Origin of the sequence: Roseibium sp., from assembly GCF_051016195.1 — a bacterium.
In the GTDB taxonomy this organism is placed as follows: domain Bacteria; phylum Pseudomonadota; class Alphaproteobacteria; order Rhizobiales; family Stappiaceae; genus Roseibium.
This window is the reverse complement of the sequence record NZ_CP134616.1, coordinates 3,867,882-3,883,299: the sequence shown is the minus strand read 5'-3', so window position 1 is coordinate 3,883,299 and position 15,418 is coordinate 3,867,882. Positions and strand designations below refer to the sequence as shown.

The 15,418-nt window shown below is 58.3% G+C and carries 15 protein-coding genes and 1 riboswitch; of the genes, 6 read left to right on the top strand and 9 right to left on the bottom strand.

Annotation, left to right across the window (positions count from 1 at the left end; genetic code table 11):
- Positions 1-6: 6 nt before the first annotated feature.
- A complete protein-coding gene (locus tag RDA78_RS17715) occupies positions 7-1,179 on the bottom strand; it encodes an MFS transporter (protein WP_434051137.1) in 1,173 nt (390 codons plus the stop codon).
- Positions 1,180-1,309: 130 nt separating this feature from the next.
- On the opposite strand from RDA78_RS17715, the gene RDA78_RS17710 reads away from it, so the two are divergent.
- Entirely contained in the window at positions 1,310-2,569 is a 1,260-nt protein-coding gene (locus tag RDA78_RS17710) for a protein phosphatase CheZ (RefSeq protein WP_434051136.1), read from the top strand.
- A gap of 130 nt (positions 2,570-2,699) precedes the next feature.
- Here the strand turns inward: RDA78_RS17710 and RDA78_RS17705 are convergent, their stop codons facing one another.
- The 3 genes from RDA78_RS17705 to RDA78_RS17695 form a co-directional block, all read right to left on the bottom strand.
- The gene (locus RDA78_RS17705) at positions 2,700-3,725 is read right to left on the bottom strand and encodes a threonine ammonia-lyase (RefSeq protein WP_434051135.1); all 1,026 of its coding nucleotides are present in this window, start codon (positions 3,723-3,725) and stop codon (positions 2,700-2,702) included.
- 129 nt (positions 3,726-3,854) lie between these two features.
- Complete coding sequence (locus RDA78_RS17700; protein WP_434051134.1) at positions 3,855-4,904, bottom strand: glycosyltransferase family 4 protein; 1,050 nt, start codon at positions 4,902-4,904, stop codon at positions 3,855-3,857.
- Positions 4,901-5,704: a UDP-2,3-diacylglucosamine diphosphatase gene (locus RDA78_RS17695; protein WP_434051133.1), complete on the bottom strand. Its 804-nt coding sequence runs from the start codon at positions 5,702-5,704 to the stop codon at positions 4,901-4,903. The genes RDA78_RS17700 and RDA78_RS17695 overlap by 4 nt, the downstream gene beginning before the upstream one ends.
- A gap of 167 nt (positions 5,705-5,871) precedes the next feature.
- On the opposite strand from RDA78_RS17695, the gene RDA78_RS17690 reads away from it, so the two are divergent.
- Positions 5,872-6,651 (top strand): SDR family oxidoreductase, encoded by a 780-nt coding sequence (locus tag RDA78_RS17690; protein ID WP_434051132.1) that lies wholly within the window; start codon positions 5,872-5,874, stop codon positions 6,649-6,651.
- A 63-nt stretch (positions 6,652-6,714) separates the two neighbouring features.
- Here the strand turns inward: RDA78_RS17690 and RDA78_RS17685 are convergent, their stop codons facing one another.
- The 4 genes from RDA78_RS17685 to RDA78_RS17670 form a co-directional block, all read right to left on the bottom strand.
- Positions 6,715-7,977, bottom strand: coding sequence for an OmpP1/FadL family transporter (locus tag RDA78_RS17685; protein WP_434051131.1), 1,263 nt, complete (start codon positions 7,975-7,977; stop codon positions 6,715-6,717).
- 527 nt (positions 7,978-8,504) lie between these two features.
- Positions 8,505-9,617 (bottom strand): TRAP transporter substrate-binding protein, encoded by a 1,113-nt coding sequence (locus tag RDA78_RS17680; RefSeq protein WP_434051130.1) that lies wholly within the window; start codon positions 9,615-9,617, stop codon positions 8,505-8,507.
- A gap of 1 nt (position 9,618) precedes the next feature.
- Positions 9,619-10,425, bottom strand: a complete 807-nt coding sequence (gene thiD / locus RDA78_RS17675) for a bifunctional hydroxymethylpyrimidine kinase/phosphomethylpyrimidine kinase (RefSeq protein WP_434051129.1) — start codon at positions 10,423-10,425, stop codon at positions 9,619-9,621.
- A gap of 36 nt (positions 10,426-10,461) precedes the next feature.
- Complete coding sequence (locus RDA78_RS17670; protein ID WP_434051128.1) at positions 10,462-11,235, bottom strand: hydroxyethylthiazole kinase; 774 nt, start codon at positions 11,233-11,235, stop codon at positions 10,462-10,464.
- Between the two features lie 64 nt (positions 11,236-11,299).
- Positions 11,300-11,409, bottom strand: a riboswitch (TPP riboswitch).
- Between the two features lie 147 nt (positions 11,410-11,556).
- Between RDA78_RS17670 and RDA78_RS17665 the strand changes: the two genes are divergently transcribed.
- The 3 genes from RDA78_RS17665 (at position 11,557) to RDA78_RS17655 (ending at position 12,920) form a co-directional block, all read left to right on the top strand.
- Entirely contained in the window at positions 11,557-11,793 is a 237-nt protein-coding gene (locus RDA78_RS17665) for an Lrp/AsnC ligand binding domain-containing protein (RefSeq protein ID WP_299474182.1), read from the top strand.
- A 40-nt stretch (positions 11,794-11,833) separates the two neighbouring features.
- Positions 11,834-12,247 (top strand): hypothetical protein, encoded by a 414-nt coding sequence (locus tag RDA78_RS17660; protein ID WP_434051127.1) that lies wholly within the window; start codon positions 11,834-11,836, stop codon positions 12,245-12,247.
- A gap of 250 nt (positions 12,248-12,497) precedes the next feature.
- On the top strand, positions 12,498-12,920 hold the full coding sequence (locus tag RDA78_RS17655) for a hypothetical protein (RefSeq protein WP_434051126.1): 423 nt from the start codon (positions 12,498-12,500) through the stop codon (positions 12,918-12,920).
- Between the two features lie 72 nt (positions 12,921-12,992).
- Here the strand turns inward: RDA78_RS17655 and RDA78_RS17650 are convergent, their stop codons facing one another.
- The gene (locus RDA78_RS17650) at positions 12,993-13,994 is read right to left on the bottom strand and encodes a DMT family transporter (RefSeq protein WP_434051125.1); all 1,002 of its coding nucleotides are present in this window, start codon (positions 13,992-13,994) and stop codon (positions 12,993-12,995) included.
- 363 nt (positions 13,995-14,357) lie between these two features.
- On the opposite strand from RDA78_RS17650, the gene RDA78_RS17645 reads away from it, so the two are divergent.
- Entirely contained in the window at positions 14,358-15,374 is a 1,017-nt protein-coding gene (locus RDA78_RS17645; protein WP_434051124.1) for a putative transporter, read from the top strand.
- The last annotated feature ends 44 nt before the right edge of the window (positions 15,375-15,418 follow it).

Sequence of the window (15,418 nt, the reverse complement as noted above, 5' to 3'; positions counted from 1 at the left end):
AAGCGTTCAGGCTTCCGCAAGACGAATGTTGCGGCGGATCACCGGCGCAGCAAAGACGAGCGCGAAGCATCCGGCAAGGGCCGCTGCAGCCATCAGGTAGAATGGCATATGCGGATTGATCTGGAAAAGCGCGCCTGAAACCGCAAGTCCGATCGCTGTCTGAATACCGATTGATGCGGTCAAAAGGCCCTGTCCCGTGCCGGACCAGCGCGCAGGCACGACCTTTGACAGAATGGCGACGGCACCGAGATGTGCCGCCCCGAAAGTCAACCCGTGCAGCACTTGCAGGGCGCCCATGAAGAGAACCGATTCCGCAAACGGGAACAGGCCCCAGCGAACGATCGCGGCAACGCCTGCGGCAAGCAGGAAAACGGGCGGATCGAACCGGAGCGAGAGTTTTCCCGCAATGGTGAACAACACGATCTCGGCGACGACACCAACCGCCCAAAGGACGCCAATGGCAAGGTCAGGCACGTCGATTGACCGCCAGTAAAGCGTGCCAAAGCCATAAAAGGCGGCATGCGTCGCCTGGAACAGGCCCAGAAGCGCCAGCACCGGCCAAAACCAGACTTTCTTAAACGGGGTCGTGACCGCTTGGGCGTTTTCGTCGTCGTGGCCAGGATCCTTTTTCTGCCGCGGCAGAGACAGGACAACGAAGCCGGTCGCTAGCGACGCTGCGACGGTCAGCGTAACGATAAGCCACGCCGAACTCTGCGTTGCCAGGGCGCCTCCGGCAAGATTGGCAAGAACGAACCCGACCGAGCCCCAAAGACGCATCCGGGCATAGTCGGCGCCGGTGTTGCGGGCCGTATCAAGCGCATAGGCGTCGCTCAGCGGCAGGATCGGCGCCTTGATCACCATGTAGCCAATCATGGCCGTACCAGCGAGAATCAGACCGCCCGGCAGATAGAAAAGAGAGATGAAACACGCCCCGATGATCGAATAGATCAGAATGGAGAAGCGCCGCTGGTGTGTTCTGTCGGCAATATTGGAAAGCAACGGGCTGGCCGCAATGCGGGCCAGCGTGCCGGTACCCAGAATGAATCCGATCTCCGCAGCGCTTACGCCGCGAAACTCCAGTACCAACGGGAAAAACGGAAGAAAAAGTCCAAAGCCGAAAAAGTGGCAGGCAAACAGGGCCGCAACCCTTGCGCTAACGTTGTTGGACAAATCTGTCATATGACCTTTGAAACGGTCCGGAACCGCGACGGCATAAAGGGATGTTAACGATTTTCACCATACGATCCGGGTGAAGTTGCCTCTGATACGGCAACACACGATCCTTAGGCAAGTTGAGAATCGCGTCCATATGAAAGCGGAAGCAACACAGCAAGAACCGGAGTTTATCGGCGAAGCCGAATATCACACTCTAGAGCAGACCCTGCTGGAATCCGATCGCGGGCGTCGGTTTCTGAAAGAATATCTCAATCGCCACAAGACGCCCGAGACGACGGAAATCCTTGGCGCGATCCAGCGGCTGGAAAAAGTCGTCACACGCGAGCGGACCGTTCCGGATCTCGACAAGATCCGCCTCGACATCGCCGAGATGCACGAGGCGATTGAACGGACCAAGGCCGAAATCGCAAATATCAAGGCCGAGGGAGACGACGACAGCAACCGCTTTGTCGACGCCTCCCACGAACTGGACGCGATTGTCACCCAGACCGAGGGCGCGACCCAGTCTATTCTGGAAGCTGCGGAACAAATCCAGGAACAGGCCTGGGTGCTGCGCGAGAACGGCGCCGACGATGCCGCCTGCGACGAAATCGACGCCAAGGCCACGGAAATCTTCATGGCCTGCTCGTTCCAGGATCTCACAGGTCAGCGGACGAACAAGGTCGTTCAGGTTCTCAGGTACCTGGAAAGCCGCATCAATCTCATGATCGGCATCTGGGGCATCGAAGGGGTCGAAGCGGAAGACACCGCCGGTCCTGTCGATACGCGCCCGGATGCACATCTTTTGAACGGGCCGCAGAGGTCCGGCCGCGGCGTGTGCCAGAACAGCGTCGATGAACTGATGTCGGTCAGCGACGATGTCTTCAACGCTGCCCTTGAAGAAACCGGCCCGGAAACGGGCTCAGAGACGTCAGAAGCCCAGGAAATCTCGGGCACCGCAAGCGAGGCCGACGTCGATGCCATCATGGCCGGCGGGGACGAGCCGATGGATGCCTCCGCAATCGACGACATGTTCGCAGCGGCCCCGGCTGAAGCCGGCGAAGCTGATGCCGCGCCTGAAGCCGAAAGCGAAGAAATCGACCCGAACGCCACCCTTGACGAAGCAGCGATCGAATTGCTCTTCGACAATGAAGTGGATGCGGTTCAGGCTGAGGCTGAGGTTGAGGCTGAGGTTGAGGCCGATATCGAGGCTGAGGTCGAGATCGAGGCTGAAGTGGACGCCGAAACCGGGGCGGACGCCTTGGCCGGGACAGAGCTCGAAGACGAGGCTGATCTCGAGGAAGAGGCGGATGTCGCCTGGGAACTCGAAGACGAAGCCGCATCGGACGATGAAATCACCGACGATCCGCTGCAGCAACTCTCCGAAGCAGAACGCCAGGCTCTTTTCAATTGAGCGGCAAGGAATTCGAAACCTGATTGAAAAACGCGGCCCTGTGCCGCGTTTCTTGTTTTCGCAGCCTTACAAAATTGCAAAGAGAAAACGGTTCTCTCGAAACCGGCGAGAGCCTAACAGGGTCCATCACCTAGCGCGACAAGGCCCGCGAAAGCATGTCGGGATCAATGTTTCCGCCGGTCAGCACCAGACCGACAGTTTTGCCCTGGAGCGGGAGTTTTCCCTTCAGAACCGCTGCGAGCGCAGCCGCACCGCCCGGCTCGACCACCAGCTTCAACTCCGTAAAGGCGAAGGCGACGGCGTCGAGGACCTCTTCGTCCGTGACGGTCAGTCCCTCCGACGCAAGCTGACGCAGAATTGAAAAGCCGATTTCGCCCGGAGTTTCGGAGAGTAGTGCGTCGCATATGGAACCGGACTTGCGCGTGTTCGACAGCAAGGCTCCCGCTTCAAGCGAGCGCTTGTAGTCGTCGAACTCCGCCGGCTCCACCGTGTGAAAACGCGTACCCGGTGACGTTTGCGCGAGCGCGAGCGCAATGCCGCTGGAAAGTCCGCCGCCGCCCGTGCAGGCCAGAACGTCGTCGAGCGTGTACCCCATGTCACGCGCCTGCATCGCCATTTCCAGCCCCACTGTCCCCTGCCCCGCAATCACGGCCGGATCATTGAAGGGATGCACGAACGTGGCACCGGTCTCCGCACACAAGGCGGCCGCGATCTGGTCCCGGTCTTCGTTTTCGCGGTCATAGGTGACGACCTTGGCCCCGAATGCACGCGTGCGCTCAAGCTTGATCCGCGGCGCGTCGTCCGGCATCACGATCGTGGCCTCGACGCCCAGAATGCCCGCGCTTGCGGCAACACCCTGGGCATGATTTCCCGAAGAACAGGCGACAACGCCATTCGCGCGATTCGCCTCGGGTATCAGGTTCAGACAGTTGAAGGCTCCGCGGAACTTGAAGGACCCGCTCCGCTGCAGGCTTTCCGGTTTCACAAGCACGGTCGCACCAGTTTGCGCGTCGAGCGCAGGATGGTGCAGCAGCGGCGTTTTCACCGCGAACCCGGAAATACGGTCTGCGGCCGTCTCCACGTCCTCGAAGGTGACGGCCTTGCCGGAATAGTCCCGAAGCGCGTCATCAGTCGTTGGAACAAGAGTTTCTGTCATCGGTGGCACCTTGTCACAAGTGGAGTTTCCCGATGACTTATCAGGTATTGGGTTTAACTCAATATGCAGAAAGCGCCTTCGGAGCCGGAATGTTTCCCGTTGCGGACCAAACTGCCCTGCCTTTGATGTTCACTCTACCGCCTTGGCCCGGTCCGCAAGGTTGTTGTGGATATCATGTGCTGCGATGCAATTGTCGAGAAACTGCTGGGCGCTGGCAGCCCAGGTGTAGTTCAGGGCGATTTTCCGGCAATGGTCCCTGGGGATGTCCAGGGCGGCTTCCGCCGCCTCCTGCAGGTTTTCCGAAAGAACGCCTGCGCCGGTGTCGCCGATGACGTCGAGAGGTCCCATGACAGGATAGGCGGCAACCGGAACCCCGCAGGCCAGGGCCTCAAGCAGCACGTTGCCGAACGTGTCGGTCAGCGACGGGAAAACAAAAACGTCGCCGGCCGAATAGTGGCGCGCGAGATCCTCACCGAGCTTGGCACCGGTGAAATGGGCATCCGTATATTCGCGCCGAAGCGCCTCCAACTGAGGACCGCCGCCCACGACGACTTTCGAACCGGGAAGCTTCAGATCCAGAAACGCCTTGATGTTCTTTTCGACCGCGACCCGGCCGACATACATGAAGATCGGCCGTGGCAGATCGTCCGGCAAAACGGACCCGTCATACGGTTTGAACAGATCCTCGTCGACGCCGCGTGACCAGCGCATCAGGTTCTTGAAACTGCGCGCGCGAAGATCGTTTTCCAGGGACCTTGTCGCCACCATGCATCCACTGCCCGAATTGTGAAATCTGCGCAACCAGCTGTAGGACCAGGACAAGGGCACCGGCAAGCGCGCTGAGAGATACTCGGGGAACCGGGTATGGTAACTCGTCGTGAACGGCTCACGCGCTTTCCGGGCGACGCTTGCCGCCAGAATTCCTAGCGGCCCTTCCGTCGCGATGTGCAGATGTTCGCAATCGAATTCCCGGATCATCCGCCGGACGATGCCCCCGTGCGTCAGGGAAAGCCGGATTTCCGGATAGGTTGGACAGGGCAAGGTCTTGAAAGCCTGAGGCGTCAGGAACTCGACCCTGACGCCCATTGCGACAAGCGCTTCAGCGGTCCGCTCGAGCGACCTGACCACTCCGTTGATTTGGGGATGCCAGGCATCGGTCACGATCAGAATGGAACTCATGCGGCGACCGGAGTTTCCTTGGACTTCGCCGGTGCCGGCCCCTCCTGGGTTTGATCGACCCATCGGATTACCTCAAACGTCCCATCATGGTGTTCCGCGACCGCCGTGCAACTCTCGACCCAGTCGCCGGTGTTGATGTAGTGGATGCCGTTCATGTCGCGATCTGCCGCGTGGTGGATGTGACCGCAGATCACGCCATCAACGCCTTGCCGGCGCGCCTCGTCGGACAGTGTTTCTTCGAACCTGCCGATGAAGCTGACCGCGTTCTTGACCTTGAGCTTGGCCCATGCAGACAGCGACCAGTAGGTCAGCCCGAGGCTCCTGCGAATGAAGTTGACCCATGTATTGACGCTCAAGGCGGTGACATAGGCCTTGTCGCCGAAAAACGCGAGCCACTTGGCATGGCGGATCACCACATCGAACTGGTCGCCGTGTATCACAAGATAACGTTTTCCATTCGCCGCTTCGTGGACAATGCTGTCGCTGACCTCGACCCCGCCGAAATGCGTTCCCAGGAAGTTGCGCAGAAACTCGTCGTGATTCCCCGGGATGTAGTGAATGCGCGCGCCTTTGCGGCCCTTGCGCAGGATCTTTTGCACGACGTCATTGTGAAGCTGAGGCCAGTACCAGGACCGTTTCAAGCGCCATCCATCGACGATATCGCCGACCAGGTAAATGGTTTCGGCGTCGTGGTCTTTCAGGAAATCCAGAAGGATTTCCGCCTGGCAGCCGCGGGTGCCGAGATGCACGTCAGAAATGAACAACGACCGGTAGTGTCGCGATGCCTTTACGGTAGACATGGCATTTCTCCATATTCCGTTAGCAGCGCTATAGACTCGATTCAGGTTGCACTATTATGACAGCTGCGAAGACTTTCACCGGTGGAACCGGATTCCGATTTTTTCATTCACAGCAATATAGTGCGCCCGCTCCCATATGCTATGGGTTGCAAAAATGGAGGTAGTTCATGGATCTGGGTCTCAGAGGGAAAAAGGCGATCGTATGCGCGTCGAGCCGCGGTCTTGGCAAAGGCTGCGCGGAAGCGCTCGCCGAAGCCGGTTGCGATATGGTTCTGAACGGCCGCACCGAAGCGGTGCTGGAGGAGACGCGAAAGGAAATTCAGGCAAGGTACAACGTGTCGGTTCTCAGTATCGCCGCAGACGTCTCTTCCCCGGAAGGCCAGCGTGCGCTGCTGTCCGCCTGTCCGGATCCGGACATCCTCGTCAACAACAATGGCGGTCCGCCCAGGCGCGATTATACGGAACTTGACCGCGATGCCATGCTGGATGGCGCCGTTCAGAATTTCGTGACGCCGGTCGAACTGATACAGGCCGTTGCGCCGGGCATGAAAGAGCGCGGATTTGGCCGGATCGTCAACATCACCTCCCTGTCCGTAAAGATGCCGATCGAGGGTCTGGACCTGTCCAGCGGCGCAAGGGCCGGCCTGACGGCGTTCCTGGCAGGTGTCTGCCGGCAACTGGCGCCGCACGGCGTAACGATCAACAATCTCCTGCCTGGCAAGATGGACACCGACAGGCTCAGAGGAGGCTTCGAGCGGGCTGCGCAGCAGACCGGCACGAGCGTGGATGACATCAGGTCCCAGCAGGCCGCCGAGATCCCCACGAGACGTTTCGGCAATGCAGAAGAATTCGGACAGGCCTGCGCCTTCCTGTGCTCGCGGCATGCCGGTTACATCACCGGACAGAACCTTCTGATGGATGGCGGCCTTTACCCGGCAGCCTTCTAAGCGGAAGAAAACAAAAAGGCCGGGATCGAATCCCGGCCCTTTCAAGAAGCGTCTTCGTTTGGATCAGAACTTGTAGCGCAGCGATGCGGACAGGATGTTCACATTGCTGTCGACGTCGCCCGCATAGGTCCCGAAAACCGGGTTGTAGTCCTGGTGACTCGGGTCGATGTTGATTTTCGTGTCTTCGGTGAGGATGTGCGTGTACCCGATATCGAAAGACATGTGCTTGTTGAAATTGTAGCTGGCACCCGCTGAAAGCCACCAGCGATTGTTGTCCGGCAAGCGTGTCGAACGGATCTCTTCGTCGATCGGAGACAATTCGTAGCCGACACCCGCGCGGAAAGTCAGCTTCTCATTGAAGTCGTACTCGCCCCCGACTGAGAAGAACCAGCCGTCATCGTAGTTGAAGTGCAAGGTGGTCAGTGCGGCGCCGGTGATCGTGGACGTTGCCACCGGTGACTTCAAACGGCTCCAGTTGGTCCACTCCACCGTGCCGAGCAAGCGCATCTTGTCAGTGAGCTTCTGCTTTGCCGAGATGTTGACCATGTCGGGCATGACCACTCCAAGGTCGATTTCGGCGCGCCTGCCGCCTGCAAAGAGTTGCCCGTTCAGGCTATGGCCGACGCCCGACCGGTATCCGATCCCGATCTCGGTGCCATCGACCGGCTTGATGGTAACACCCGCGGTAACGCCAACACCGAAACCGTCACCATAGATCTCGTTCGATCGGGGAAATCCTGCCCCGGACGTTGCATCCGCCGATTTCAGGCTCACATCCAGGTATTGGATCTGAACACCTACAGCCAGGGCAATCATGTCGTTGACCTGATAGGCAACACTTGGATTGACGTTGATGGAAAAGACCCGAGAAGATCTTGAATAGAATTGCCCGGCCCAGTTTTGTTCAGGCTTGGTGGTTAGGCCGAACGGGGAGTTGATGCCGACGCCGAAAACCCATTTCTCATCGGGCCTGTAGGAGATGTAGGTTGCAGGTACAACCGCATCCAACCCGATATCACCGCTTCCGATTGAGGAAGACCCAAGGAAACCACCGCTCAGCGTACCGTTAATTTCAGAGTTTGGGATAATCACAGACCCGTGCGTTTCGACTGTCCAGCCCATCTGCGCCCCGATGAGCGCTGCCGGGTTCCAGTACATGGCCGAGATCGTTTCACCCGATGTGCCATATCCAGCGAATGAGGTTCCCTGGAAGTATGCGCTTTGCTCGCGGATTGCGAACGCGCCCGCTTGCGCGCCGGTTGCCGCAATCGAGAAGGCTATTGCCGTCGAGGCGAATAGAATCGTGTTTTTATTTGCCCATTTCATGGTGTTTTCTCCCATCCCCCTCCCGCCGGAGGAAATCTGATTTCGGAGAACAGGTTTTTCCAAGATCGGGTGCTGTTGCAAGACAAGAATTTCCCACCGGTGCGGCGCGGTTTTTCATGCTGCAACGCAAAATAATTCATGAAACGCGCACCGATGGCGGGCAAACGAAGCAAAAAGGCGCGCAAAGGACTTCGTTGGCGCGCCTTTGTCACGCATCCGACACACATACGTAAGAATGCCTAAAAAATAAGCAAATAGACATTAACCTTCCTTTAACGTCAATTATTTGGGGATCGTTGCGGCATTGCCACACTTACCCATACGGAAGGTCAATGCATTGTGGATGACTTCATGTGATGTAGCCGCCGGATTCTGCGCTTTGGGAAGCAAGAACCGGTCCCGTAAGTTGCAGAACCGGGTGTGTTTACCACCGCCCGGCGCGCTCAGAATCACGACGTCTGGGCGTATCTGCGAAGTTACGTACAGGTCACGTGCACAAAGGACCGGTACAACTTCGCCTAACCGCGTCAGGATGCGGTATCGCGCGCGGACAAAAAGCGCCGCATTGCGACATCGCTCCAGGGCGCAAGCCGCGCGCGCGCAGCGCTGTGGCTTTCGTAGATGCGTTTGCTGAGCGGGTCTTTTTCAGCAAACTCCACCAGAACGGCAGATGCCGTTTTGCGAAGCGCCGTGAGAACCTCCTCCGGATAAGGCTTAACCTCAACGCCGTCTTCTTCCTGAAGCAGTTTCAGACTGCCTGCGTTCTCCCAGTCGCTTTCCGCCAGAGCGCGCCCGTTCTCGGCCCGGCACGCCTCCAGCACGACGGCTCGCAGATCCTCCGGAAGTCCTTCCAGCGCGACCTGGTTGAACAGAGCTTCTCCGGTTCCGTTGGGTTCATGAAATCCCGGCGAATAGTAGTTTTTCGCAACTTTCTGAAAACCCATGGCGCGGTCGGACCAGGGGCCGAGAAACTCGGTTGCGTCGAGAACACCGGACTGCAGCGCCTGAAACAGTTCCGCCGGGGGCAATCCGACAGGTGTTGCCCCATGGCGGCGCATGACTTCGCCGCCAAGACCCGGCATGCGGATCTTGAGACCGTTCAGATCGTCAAGACCGTTGATCTCCTTCTTGTACCACCCGCCCATCTGCACGCCGGTGTTGCCCGCCATGACCGGCTTCACACCGAAGGGTGCATAAAGCTCGTCCCAGAGCGCTTGACCTCCGCCTCGTTCGATCCAGGTGATGTGTTCATGCGGCAGCAGGCCGAAGGGGATGGCCGTGAAGAACACCGAGGCCGGGATCTTGCCCTGCCAGAAGAACGATGCCGTGTGAGCCATCTGCGCCGTGCCAGACGCGACTGCGTCGAAAACCCCGAGGGCCGGGACAAGTTCACCGGCCGAATAGAGCCGGATGCGCATCCGCCCCTCGGTCATCGTCGCGACCTGGTCTGCGATCCTCTGGGCCGTGACGCCCGGACCGGGCAGGTTTTTCGGCCAGGAAGTCACCATCTTCCATTCGATCGTCGCAGTGCCCTGCGCCAATGCAGGAGCGGCCAGAACCGCACCGCCAGCAGCCGCAGTTGTTCCGAGCAGCGCCCGGCGGCTCAGTTGTCCATCGTTCCCTGTCTTCTTTCCGGACATTTCAAGCGCTCCGCATTTGATAGAAATGATGCACGGGCCCGTAGCCCGATCCGATCTCAAGCTGATCGGCGGCCGCAATAGCGCCGTGCACATAGAGTTTGGCCGCGGCAATGGCCTCTTCCAGCGTCATCTGTTTCGCCAGACCTGCGGCAATGGCCGAGGACAGAGTGCACCCTGTTCCGTGCGTGTTTTCAGTCGCGATACGGACTTCGCGCAGCCACAAAGCATCGCCGCCATGTGTCAGGAAAAGGTCATTGCTGTCCTCGCCCGTCCCGTGACCTCCCTTCAGCAGCACAGACTGCGCGCCCAGGCTCATGAGTCTTTCTGCCTGGGACAGCATGCCCGCTTCGCTGTCCGCGATCGGAGCATCAAGCATACGCGCCGCTTCATGAAGATTGGGCGTGATCACGTTCGCAAGCGGGACAAGTTCGGAGATAAGACTTGCAACCGCGCTCTCTGCCAGCAACGGATCGCCGCTGGCAGCAACCATGACCGGATCCAGAACGATTGGACCCGTTGAATGCGCCTTCAGACCGGCTGCAACCGTCTCAATAATGGCAGAGCTTGCCAGCATGCCGATTTTCGTCGCCTTGACGCCGAGATCCGAATAGACCGCATCCATCTGGGCGCGGACAAACTCCGTCGGCACGTCGTGAATGGCACTGACGCCCAGGGTGTTTTGGGCCGTCAATGCGGTCAGCACGCTGGCGCCGTAGACGCCGTTTGCGGAAAAGGCCTTGAGATCCGCCTGGATTCCGGCACCACCGCCTGAATCGGAACCCGCAATGGTCACTGCGATCGCGGTCATGTACATCTCCTTGTTCCGGATGTCTTCGCAAGACACTCAGGCGCTTTTCAGTCTCAATTCGATATCGCGCGAGGTCATCGTGTAGAGCGCATCGAGAAGTTCGGGTACGAGCGTTCCCGGCCCCCGCGCCTCGCTTGCGGCCATTTCACCGGCAATGTTGAAAACGGACAGTCCGGCAGCAGACGCCAGAGCCGTGTCGCGCTCGACACTCGCAAACGCTGCCAGCACGGCACCACCCGCACACCCCGTCGCGGTCACGCGCGCCAACAGGGGATGTCCGTTGCGCAGGCGGAAGTCTTCCTGCAGGCTTTCAATCCTGTCTTCCTCGCCGGTCACGGCCAGGACCGTCCCGCCTCTGATCAGGCTCTCAACCGCGCCCCTGTCCTGAAAGAGAGCCGCCTGCTCTTGCTCGTTCAGCCGCACGAGGTCGGGTTTCAAGGCAAGCAGGTCCTGCGCGTAGGCGCACCGGATCGCAGACCGGTCGGCGAAAACCGGATCGACGCTGACCGGGCGTCCCGCGTCCCTCGCAGCTTCGATGGCGACAGGAATCGCCCGCCGGCGTGTTTCGTCGAGCGTTCCCAGATTGATCAGCAGCGCATCCGCGCCTGATACAAAACCGGCAACCTCGTCCGGTGCGATGGTCATGGACGGAATCGCGCCGATCGCGAGCAGAACATTTGCGGTGAAAGACTGCGCCACCGAATTCGTGATGGCGTGGACGCGCGGAGCTTTGTCGCGAACCCTTTGAAGCAGGTCAAAGACGGTTTCAGCCGAAAGAGGCTGTGTTGAAGCAGCAACCGTAAGGCTCATGCATCTCCTCCGAAAAAGGACGTTCCAATCGGAGAGATGAAAGAAAGGCGCGCGGCCGGGTGGCCATGGGTCTTATCTCAAATCCCTCCGCCGGTACCAACCGGATCAGGTTCAAGGAGTTGGCGCATGCCTCTCAGCCCGGTCATCCATTGCCGGGCACCCCCATGAGACTTCCGCACTTCTAACAAGCCCGCTTCCCGATTGCAAGCCCTGCTCCGTACCGCCAACGCTCCGCCCGGGTGTCATCAGCAATTGACTGACGCGGTCAGATGCGCGATGTCCTTGGACATTCCCTTGGAAAGCAAACTGCCGGAGTGTCGCATGGTTCCGTTTTTCGTGATGATCAAATGCCAGTTGGGCAAGACCTACCAGGTTGCGAATGCCATCGCGGACGCTGAAATCGCTTCCGAGGTCTACTCCACCAGTGGTGACTATGACCTTCTTGTGAAATTCTATGTCGACGACGGGGCAGACATCGGCCATTTCGTCAACGAAAAGGTTCACCCGATCGGCGGCATACAGGACACCAAGACGATTATCACGTTCAAGGCATTCTAACCTTTTGCCGAGAGACTGTTTCCGGAGTTGGAGGCGTTCCATGCGAATTCTGTTATCAGCGGCGCTTGTCGCAGGCTTGAGCGTGTTGCCGGTCCCTGCCGACAACGAGGCAAGGGCGCAAGGCATGCCGCCTGAGCAAATCAAGCAGATCCTCGGCGTGACCAAGGCGAATTGGGTCTCGTTCCGGGACTGGCAGGGCCAGCAACTGATCTATTTCACGCATCTGGAAGCCTGGAAGTGCGGCATCGACTACGTGTTCTACGGCCTCAACGGTGGTCCGCTTGATCAGATTTGGGAACTGGAAACGTGCAACCCGGACAACCCGAACGCTGTTCTGAAGGACAAGCCGTATATCGAGCTTCCCGCGGGATCGACCCAGTCGATCAGCGTTCAGCTGATTTATCCGGACGGCACCAAAAGTCCGGTCGAGACCTTTCAGTACAAGCCCCAGTAGGCGCTCTCCCCAACCTCTGCAGTGCGTCCAGTGTTCGCCGCGTTCCGGACTATGGTTTTCCATAGATATCAAGTCGGTGAGTGCTGATCTATGCTTTTCAAGTTGCAGATGCATTTGGAGAGAGCCGATGGCTGATGATCCCTGCTGGGGTTGGTGGGACTTATACTGGAACAAAGAAATTTGCAGCGTGCTTTCAAGTGCCGAAAGTCTGAGTGGAGAGTTTGAAGGGGCGGCACAAAAGTTGCGCGTCATGGCCAGTCTCACAAATGACATTTACGCCCAGAGCAAACTGAACAAGGCGGCGGACAAGTTTGACGAAGCCAGCTCCAAGCTGGGAAAAGTGACCAAAATCAACGAGGCTTACAAGGCGTTTCAGTCGCTGAAGACCTTTCATGAGAACTTCAAGAAGATTACGCCCCAGCTTATCCAGAATGATCCGGATGGGGCGGCCAGGGCATTTGGAGACATGCTGGCTGCCGCAGGTTCTGCCTTTGAGAAAATGGGGCCGCCATTCAGCCTTTATACGAAGTTCCTGACGGATGCAGGCGATCTGATCGATGGCGTCTTGCACGGGCTGATGCCCGACAAGCGCCGGGGTATCGCCTGGACCATGCACCGCAAGGCCATGAATGACGAACTCAGGGGCGACAAGCATTTGAGAGGCAGGCGCTAAAGCATCGGGCGAATTCGATCACGAGACCCGATCCGGTTCGTCTCCGACAACAGATCAAGGGGCCGAACAGCCTCATGAGCGAGAGGGCGTCGATGCCCTGCGGTCCTTTGTGCGATCAAGACCGAGCTTGTGCTCGCGGTAGATGACGAAGACGCCGGCCGCGATCACGATCGCCGCGCCCGCGAGCACCTCCGGTACGGGAACTTCTGAGAATATCACCCAGCCAACGATGATCGCCCACAACATGTTCACGTAATCGAACGGCGCAATCGTCGAGGCCTCCGCATAGCGGTAGCTCTGCGTCAGCAGGATCTGGCCGACACCGCCTGCAAGACCGATGAGGAGCAGAAGTCCCGCAGTCTTGAGGTCAGGAAGGATCCAGGCCTGGCCCGGCAGCAGGAAGCCGAGCGGCAGTGTCAACAGGGACAGGACCGTTGAGGACGCGGCAAACCAGGTGACGATGGTCGAGGTCCGTTCCGTTTCACACAGTTTTCGCACCGTGATCATCGCAAGCGCTGCGAAACCGGCCGCCATGATGCCCAGAACCGCACCGGCAGTTGATGCACTGTCCAGTTCCTCTTCACCCAGATGCGGCGACAACACAATCAGGATCCCCAGAAAACCGACCCCGACCGCGCTCCAGCGGTATATCCGCACCGTCTCGCCCAAGAGAAAAAAGGCCAGCACGACGACGAAGAGAGGCGTTGCGAAGCCGATCGCCGTCGCGTCCGGCAGCGGCAGCAGGTAAAGCGCTGTGAACGAACACACCATGGCGGAAAGGCCCACCGCCGCGCGCGTGAGGTGGCCGCGCGGATTGCTGGTCTTGAATGCCAGGCCAAGCTCACCGCGCAGCCCGACCATCAGGAGAACCGGGAACAGGCCGAAGAAGTTGCGCGCGAATACAAGCTGACCGATCGGGACATCTTCGGCGGCGATCTTGAGCGCGGTCGCCATGACAAAGAAGGTGAAGGTCGATCCGAGCTTAAGCGAAATTCCCAGCAGCGGCGCATGCCGTGTCATGCCGGTGGGAGCCGGGGCTCCGGCGAATCGTGAACGCAGGCTTTTGAACGCCATCAGGTACATCCGGGACCGGCGCAAAAGGATTTGCTCTCCCCAGACGCACCGGGCCTAAGGATCGGAAAGAGCGGCAAGCGGCTCCCGGCAGGCCGCGCTGGTTGCCGCGACTGTCAGTTTCCGGACCAGTAACGCGTGGGAGCCGTGTTATAGAGTGGTTAGACGTCCCAATATCCCGCGAAGCTCGCGACAATGCAATCAACGAAGTCGCAAATGAAGAGTTTCAGGATGCATGGCAGGGCTGCAAATTGAGCAGAACCGTCAAAATCTCTTCACAAGTGGCTCATGACCCCTTACCGGTCTCCCTTTGCCACATCAGCTACCTATAATCTCAGGCAACACAGATTCGAGAGGCAGACTGCCATGTTCCGTTCGTTTTTTATGAGCCGCAAGTGGTTCCTATGGGCCTGGATTGGTTCCGTGATAATCGTGAGTGTTACTTGGTATAAGGTTCAAGTCGATGTGCAGATAAACGAGTGGTTCGGGACGTTCTACGACCTCGTTCAAAGAGCACTCACACCGCCACCCGGCAGTGTTACGATTGAAGAGTATTGGGCACAACTGCTCATTTTTTTGAAAATTGTCAGTCTGTACATAGTAATCGTGGTCATACTAGAGTTCTTCATAAAGCATTTCATATTCCGTTGGCGTACGGCCATGAACGACTTCTACATGGCGCACTGGCATGTCGTTCGCAACATCGAAGGAGCTTCTCAGCGGGTACAAGACGACACAATGCGCTTCGCTCGAATTATGGAGGGACTTGGAGTTTCTTTCATGCGTTCGATGATGACACTAGCCGCATTTTTGCCAGTGCTCTGGGGACTTTCGGAACACGTTACGGAGTTGCCCTGGATTGGTCCGGTAGACCATTCATTGGTTTACATCGCAATTCTGTCTGCGGCTTCGGGTACCGTTTTGTTGGCAGCAGTTGGATTTAAGCTTCCAGGTCTTGAATTCCGAAACCAAAAAGTAGAAGCCGCATACAGAAAAGAACTTGTTTACGGCGAAGACTATGACGATAGGGCTGACCCACCGACCGTAATCGAGTTGTTCGCGAATGTTCGCAAAAACTACTTTCGACTATTTTTCCACTACCTCTACTTCGACGTTGCACGGTGGTCATACCTCCAAGTAACGGTGCTGGTACCGCTGGTCGCACTTGGTCCAACAATTGTTGCAGGAGCCGTCACTTTTGGATTGATGCAACAGATTGTTCGCGCATTCGAACGCGTGGAAGGTTCGCTGCAATATCTGGTAAATGCATGGCCCACAATTGTGGAACTGATTTCGGTCTACAAACGCCTGCGTGCCTTTGAAGAGCACATTTGGGAGCACGAAAGAAACGGGGGTGCACCTCGACCAATGCCGGCCGAATAGCCTCTGCTGCTCCGCGAGAAAAAGGCGCCGGAACCGGCGCCTTT

Coding starts and splice junctions, on each gene's coding strand:
- RDA78_RS17715 (WP_434051137.1), bottom strand. CDS start 1,179: ATGACAGATTTGTCCAACAACGTTAGCGCAAGGGTTGCGGCCCTGTTT.
- RDA78_RS17710 (WP_434051136.1), top strand. CDS start 1,310: ATGAAAGCGGAAGCAACACAGCAAGAACCGGAGTTTATCGGCGAAGCC.
- RDA78_RS17705 (WP_434051135.1), bottom strand. CDS start 3,725: ATGACAGAAACTCTTGTTCCAACGACTGATGACGCGCTTCGGGACTAT.
- RDA78_RS17700 (WP_434051134.1), bottom strand. CDS start 4,904: ATGAGTTCCATTCTGATCGTGACCGATGCCTGGCATCCCCAAATCAAC.
- RDA78_RS17695 (WP_434051133.1), bottom strand. CDS start 5,704: ATGTCTACCGTAAAGGCATCGCGACACTACCGGTCGTTGTTCATTTCT.
- RDA78_RS17690 (WP_434051132.1), top strand. CDS start 5,872: ATGGATCTGGGTCTCAGAGGGAAAAAGGCGATCGTATGCGCGTCGAGC.
- RDA78_RS17685 (WP_434051131.1), bottom strand. CDS start 7,977: ATGAAATGGGCAAATAAAAACACGATTCTATTCGCCTCGACGGCAATA.
- RDA78_RS17680 (WP_434051130.1), bottom strand. CDS start 9,617: ATGTCCGGAAAGAAGACAGGGAACGATGGACAACTGAGCCGCCGGGCG.
- thiD (WP_434051129.1), bottom strand. CDS start 10,425: ATGACCGCGATCGCAGTGACCATTGCGGGTTCCGATTCAGGCGGTGGT.
- RDA78_RS17670 (WP_434051128.1), bottom strand. CDS start 11,235: ATGAGCCTTACGGTTGCTGCTTCAACACAGCCTCTTTCGGCTGAAACC.
- RDA78_RS17665 (WP_299474182.1), top strand. CDS start 11,557: ATGGTTCCGTTTTTCGTGATGATCAAATGCCAGTTGGGCAAGACCTAC.
- RDA78_RS17660 (WP_434051127.1), top strand. CDS start 11,834: ATGCGAATTCTGTTATCAGCGGCGCTTGTCGCAGGCTTGAGCGTGTTG.
- RDA78_RS17655 (WP_434051126.1), top strand. CDS start 12,498: ATGGCCAGTCTCACAAATGACATTTACGCCCAGAGCAAACTGAACAAG.
- RDA78_RS17650 (WP_434051125.1), bottom strand. CDS start 13,994: ATGGCGTTCAAAAGCCTGCGTTCACGATTCGCCGGAGCCCCGGCTCCC.
- RDA78_RS17645 (WP_434051124.1), top strand. CDS start 14,358: ATGTTCCGTTCGTTTTTTATGAGCCGCAAGTGGTTCCTATGGGCCTGG.